The following is a 5,334-nucleotide window of genomic DNA, read 5'->3' on the forward strand; positions in this document are numbered from 1 at the left end:
GCCACCGCCGTTTCAACCGCGGTGCCCGCCGCGCCCGCGCCTGCTTCCCAGCCATCGGGCTTTCCCGCCAGCGACGCCGTTGCCATCGTCAAGGCCGAGGAACCCCGCAAGGCCAAGTCGCCCGGCATTCCCGCTGCGGAGGAAAACTATCAATTCCCCACGCTCACGCTCCTCAAAGAACTGAGCAACCCCAACGGCGGCGACAACGACGAGGAATACAAGCGCAACATGGACGACCTCGTGCGCATCCTCGGCGAATTCAACGTCGCCGTGACGCCCGGCGAGATTCACGTCGGCCCCGTCATCACCTGCTATGAAGTCGTCCCCGCCCCCGGCGTGCGCGTGGAAAAAATCGCCAGCCTCGACAAAAACATCGCCCTCGGCATGCGCGCCCAGTCCGTGCGCATTCTGGCCCCCATACCCGGCAAAGCCGCCGTCGGCATCGAAATCCCCAACCGCGTCCCCTCGCCTGTCGGCATGCGTGACATCCTCGAATCCGAGGACTGGGCCAGCGTCAAAGCCGAGATCCCCATCGCGCTCGGCAAGGACGTTTCCGGCAAACCCCTCATCAGCGACCTCGCCAAAATGCCCCACCTCCTCATCGCCGGCGCCACCGGCTCGGGCAAATCCGTGTGCATCAACTCCATCATTGCCTCCATCGTTTACCGCAAGAGTCCCAAGGACCTGCGCCTCATCATGGTGGACCCCAAAGTCGTGGAGTTGAAAGTGTTCAACACCCTCCCGCACATGCTCATCCCTGTCGTCACCGAGCCGAAAAAAGTCCCCTCCGCGCTCAAGTGGCTCCTCGGCGAGATGGAGCAACGCTACCAAATCTTTGCCAAAGTCGGCGTCCGCAACATCAGCGGCTTCAACCACCGCAAGAAAACCGACAAACCCGAATTCCCCATCGCAGGCAACAACACCGGCATCGGCGAACAACAAACCCTTGAAGGCGTCGATCCCCTTGAGGACGACGGCATCGAAATCCCGGACCACCTCCCCTACATCGTCGCCATCATCGACGAACTCGCCGATCTCATGATGGTCGCCCCCGCCGAGATCGAGACCAGCATTGCCCGCCTCGCCCAACTCGCCCGCGCCGCCGGCATCCATCTCATCATCGCCACGCAACGTCCCTCCGTGAACGTCATTACCGGCGTCATCAAAGCCAACCTCCCCTCGCGCATCGCCTTCCAAGTCGCCTCCCAGGTGGACTCCCGCACCATTCTCGACGTCAAGGGAGCCGACACGCTCATTGGCCGCGGTGACATGCTCTTCTCGCCCCCCGGCAGTTCCCGCCTCGTCCGTGCCCAAGGTGCCTTTGTATCCGACGAAGAAGTACAGGAATTTGTCGAATACCTCAAACGCAACGGCCCCCCGCAATACGCAGCCAACGTGCAACAACAAATCGACCGCGGCGCCGACGACGAAGACGGCGACGGTGGGGACGACGACGCCGAGGACCTTGGCGAAGACAGCCAGCTTTATCAGGACGTGCTCGACGTCCTGCGCAGCACCAAGCGCGCCTCCACCTCCATGATCCAACGCCGCCTCAAGATCGGCTACAACCGTGCCGCCCGCGTCATGGACCTCCTTGAGCAACGCGGCATCATCGGACCCGAAAACGGCTCCAGCCCCCGCGAGATACTCGTGGACCTCGATTCGTTGTAATCCCTCACCCTGCGCACCTCCCCTTTCCCCTCAGTAAGGGGAGGTTCCCCCAGTGCCGCTAGGGTAACAGAGTTGCCATTCTGGGCTGATGACCATCTGGCGGAACTCCGTCCGCAAGCGTAAGATGGACGGCATGGAGTACCCCCTCCCTCATTCCCTCAACGATCTTTCCGCCCGGTTCGCCACCCTCACCCTGATGGCGATGGCGGGGCTGTTTTCTCTAGCCCTCATTACCGTTCCCCTCCGTGGAGCCCCCTCCGCCGAATCCATCCACATCAACCCCGTGACCCCCGTGCAGATCGACACCGCGCTGCGCGACGCACATCACCTCGCCGGCACACGCGATGATCTCGACGTGGTGCGCGTGGCAGGCCGGTCGATGCTACCCTTCTTTGGCGATGGCGCCGTGCTCGTCATCAAGACCACCTTTCCAGCCGCCAACCTCCACCCCGGCATGCTGGTGATCTACACCAATCACCTCGGCGAACGCATTGCCCACCGCGTCGAGGAACGCGACACCGCCGGCGACTGGATCGTGCGTGGCTGGAACAACACCGAATGCGACACCTCCCGCGTGAACGACCGCAATCTTGTCGGCGTGGTTTACGCCACCTTCCACGCCAACCCTCAGACGCTTGTCGGCGTCTCCGAACCCTTGGCCACCAACACGCCCGTTGCCCTCGCCGCGCCTGCGAAATGATGCCGGCTGTTGAGCGCGGAGTTCAACCCGCCGCCACCCACGCCGCCAGTGCCGCCGGCAACGCCATCCGCTCCCGCGTGGCCGACCCGATGCACACATGCTCCGTGCGCGCCACCGCCACCCGTTTGACCGCCGCGCCGGACCTGTCCAGCCGCGACATCACATAATCAACGGCAAAACTATTCTCCGAAAGCCCCTCCGGGCGCACCACCACCTCCACGCGATCCCCGCACACCAGCGGACGCAAATACTTCGCCTCGCACCGCGCGATCGGCACCACCACCCCATTGTCCGCGAAAAACTTCGCCAACACCAATCCCCCCCCCCCCCCCTCGCTTGCCGCCCCCAGCGCCTCCTCGTAGGCCTCGTGGCAGATGGACAGGTAACGGGCGAAAAACACGACCCCCGCCGCGTCGGTATCGGGAAAGTGAATGGTGCGCTGGTAGGTGAAAGACATGGCAGGATTGGAAGATTCGCGTATGGGTTGGCAGATTTTACGCCACATGACCAAGACCGAAATCGCCGCCACCCTCACGCAAATCGCCACCCTCCTCGAACTCAAAGGCGAAAACCCCTTCAAAGTCCGCGCCTACCAAAGCGGCGCCCGCGCCCTCGGCGAAATCGAGGAATCCGAACTCGCCGCCCTCGTCCACGACAACCGCCTCAACGAAGTCAAAGGCATTGGCGACGCCCTCGCCCAAAAAATCGCCACCCTTCACACCACCGGCCAGCTCCCCTTCTACGACGACCTCAAAGCCAGCATCGCCCCCGGCCTCATCACCATGCTCGAAGTCCCCGGCCTCGGCCCCAAAAAAATCAAGGCCATCCACGACCAACTCGGTATCGACAACCTCGATACACTTGCCGCCGCCTGCGCCGACGGCCGCGTTGCCGCCCTCCCCGGCTTCGGTGAAAAATCTCAGCAAAAAATCGCCGAAGGCATCCGCAACCGCGCCGCCTACGCCCGCCGCCACCTCTGGTGGGACGCGCACGCCATCGCCCAGCCCATCGTCGCCCACCTCCGCACCCTCCCCCACGTCGAACGCGCCGAAGCCGCCGGCTCCCTGTGCCGCGGACTGGAAACCGTGGGCGACCTCGATTTCATCGTGGCCGTGGCCCCCGCCCACGTCGCTCCCGTGGTGGACTGGTTTTGCTCGCAACCCGGCGTGCGCGAAATCACCGCGCGCGGCGAGACCAAGGCCAGCGTGCGCTTCGACACCGGCCTTCAGGCCGACCTCCGCCTTGTGCCCCCGGAGCAATTTGCCTTTGCCCTGCACCACTTCACCGGCTCCAAGGACCACAACGTCCAGATGCGCCACCGCGCCCTCTCGCGCGGCCTCAGCCTCTCCGAATGGGGCGTCACACCTGTGGAAAACGCATCCGCTCCCCCCCACCCCCCCCTCCCCCCCATCGCCGACGAAACCGCCCTCTTCGCGTATCTGGGACTCCACTACATCCCGCCCGAACTCCGCGAAGGCCTTGGCGAAATCGAAGCCGCCGAACGCGGCGAACTCCCCCGCCTCGTGCAACTCACCGACCTGCGCGGCGCATTCCACAACCACACCACCGCCTCTGACGGCCACAACACCCTCGCCGAAATGACCGCCGCCGCCGCCGCGCTCGGCTGGCAATACCTCGGCATTGCCGACCACTCCAAATCCAGCCACCAAGCCCGCGGCCTCGACGAACAACGCCTCCACGCCCAGATCGCCGAAATCCGCGCCCTCAACGCCTCCGGCCGCTACCCCGGCACCCACGTCTTTGCCGGCGTCGAATGCGACATCCTCCCCGACGGACGCCTCGACTACGACGACGCCACCCTCGACGCCCTCGCGCTCGACTACATCGTTGCCTCCGTCCACAGCGCCTTTTCGCAGAGCGAAGAGACCATGACCGCGCGCATCATTCGCGCCCTCGAACACCCGCGCGTGACCATGCTCGGCCACGCCACCGGCCGCCTCCTCCTGCAACGCGAACCCTATCCCCTCAACATCCCCAAGATCATCGACGCCGCCCTGGCCAACCACGTCATCATCGAACTCAACGCCAGCCCCCATCGCCTCGACCTCGACTGGCGCCACTGGCGCCGCGCCGCCGCCCGCGGCCTCCTCTGCGCCATCAACCCCGACGCCCACGACACCGCCGGCCTCGCCCACGTCCAGGCCGGCATCAACTCCGCCCGCAAAGCCTGGCTCACCCCCGACCACATCCTCAACACCCGCCCCCTCGCCGACGTCCTGAATGAATTAACCACAAAGACACAAAGGCACGGAGACCAAGCCCACCAAAACACCTCCCTCAATCGCCCCCATTCTCCCCGCTGCTGATTCTCCGTGGATCGTCCCTCTGTGCCTCCGTGTCTCTGTGGTTAACACTCACCGATCATCTGCCGCCGTGTGCGCGTGTCTGCGCGTATAAACCCCCGGCGGCGAACCGAAATGCCGTGTGAACGCCCGCGCGAACGCGCTCGGTTCGCTGAACCCCAGATACTCCGCCACCTTCTTTTGCGGCCAGTCCAACGCCAGACACTCCGCCGCCGCCTCCAGCCGCATCCGCTGCAACACACAACGCGGCGACGGATGCCCCGCCTTGTGAAACAACCGCCGCAAATGCGACGCCGAACACCCCACCGCCCGCGCCGCCTGGACCACATCCGGCGCCTCCGTCAAATGCTCCCTGAACCACGCCAGACTCCGCGTGACCCGCTGCGAATCAACCTGCCCCCGCCCCCCCCAACCCGACCCCCTCCAACGCCAGCAACGACACCTCCAGCAACAACCGCTGAGTCCGCAAATCCTGCAACGCGTCCGGCCTCTGCACCCACGGCAGCAACTCCGGCCCCAATTTCCGAAACCGCGCCACCTCCTCCGCCTTGAGCGGAACGGTCAAAGGCAACCGCGGCGAAACCAAGTCCGCCAACTCCCGCGGAGCCGTCGAAAAGTGCAGCACCAGAATCCGCGACA

General features: G+C 64.8%; 5 protein-coding genes and 1 pseudogene. 3 read left to right on the plus strand and 3 right to left on the minus strand.

Going from position 1 to position 5,334, the window contains the following annotated elements; all coding sequences use genetic code 11:
* The coding region (locus OBACDRAFT_RS11425; RefSeq protein WP_232767033.1) for a DNA translocase FtsK at nt 1–1,671 on the plus strand (1,671 nt) is incomplete at its 5' end.
* 88 nt (nt 1,672–1,759) lie between these two features.
* Nucleotides 1,760–2,371: a S24/S26 family peptidase gene (locus OBACDRAFT_RS11430; protein ID WP_043585728.1), complete on the plus strand. Its 612-nt coding sequence runs from the start codon at nt 1,760–1,762 to the stop codon at nt 2,369–2,371.
* Nucleotides 2,372–2,393: 22 nt separating this feature from the next.
* Here the strand turns inward: OBACDRAFT_RS11430 and OBACDRAFT_RS11435 are convergent, their stop codons facing one another.
* Entirely contained in the window at nt 2,394–2,828 is a 435-nt protein-coding gene (locus OBACDRAFT_RS11435; protein WP_043585730.1) for an acyl-CoA thioesterase, read from the minus strand.
* A gap of 46 nt (nt 2,829–2,874) precedes the next feature.
* Here OBACDRAFT_RS11435 and polX point away from each other — a divergent pair, with 46 nt between their 5' ends.
* Nucleotides 2,875–4,698, plus strand: coding sequence for a DNA polymerase/3'-5' exonuclease PolX (polX, locus tag OBACDRAFT_RS11440; RefSeq protein ID WP_052361771.1), 1,824 nt, complete (start codon nt 2,875–2,877; stop codon nt 4,696–4,698).
* A 48-nt stretch (nt 4,699–4,746) separates the two neighbouring features.
* On the opposite strand, the gene OBACDRAFT_RS29685 is transcribed toward polX, so the two are convergent.
* Both OBACDRAFT_RS29685 and OBACDRAFT_RS29690 read right to left on the minus strand, forming a co-directional pair.
* Nucleotides 4,747–5,022, minus strand: a complete 276-nt coding sequence (locus tag OBACDRAFT_RS29685; RefSeq protein WP_332835123.1) for a helix-turn-helix transcriptional regulator — start codon at nt 5,020–5,022, stop codon at nt 4,747–4,749.
* 61 nt (nt 5,023–5,083) lie between these two features.
* Nucleotides 5,084–5,334, minus strand: a pseudogene (locus OBACDRAFT_RS29690) (helix-turn-helix domain-containing protein); the annotation flags it as partial.

The organism is Geminisphaera colitermitum TAV2, assembly GCF_000171235.2.
In the GTDB taxonomy this organism is placed as follows: domain Bacteria; phylum Verrucomicrobiota; class Verrucomicrobiia; order Opitutales; family Opitutaceae; genus Geminisphaera; species Geminisphaera colitermitum.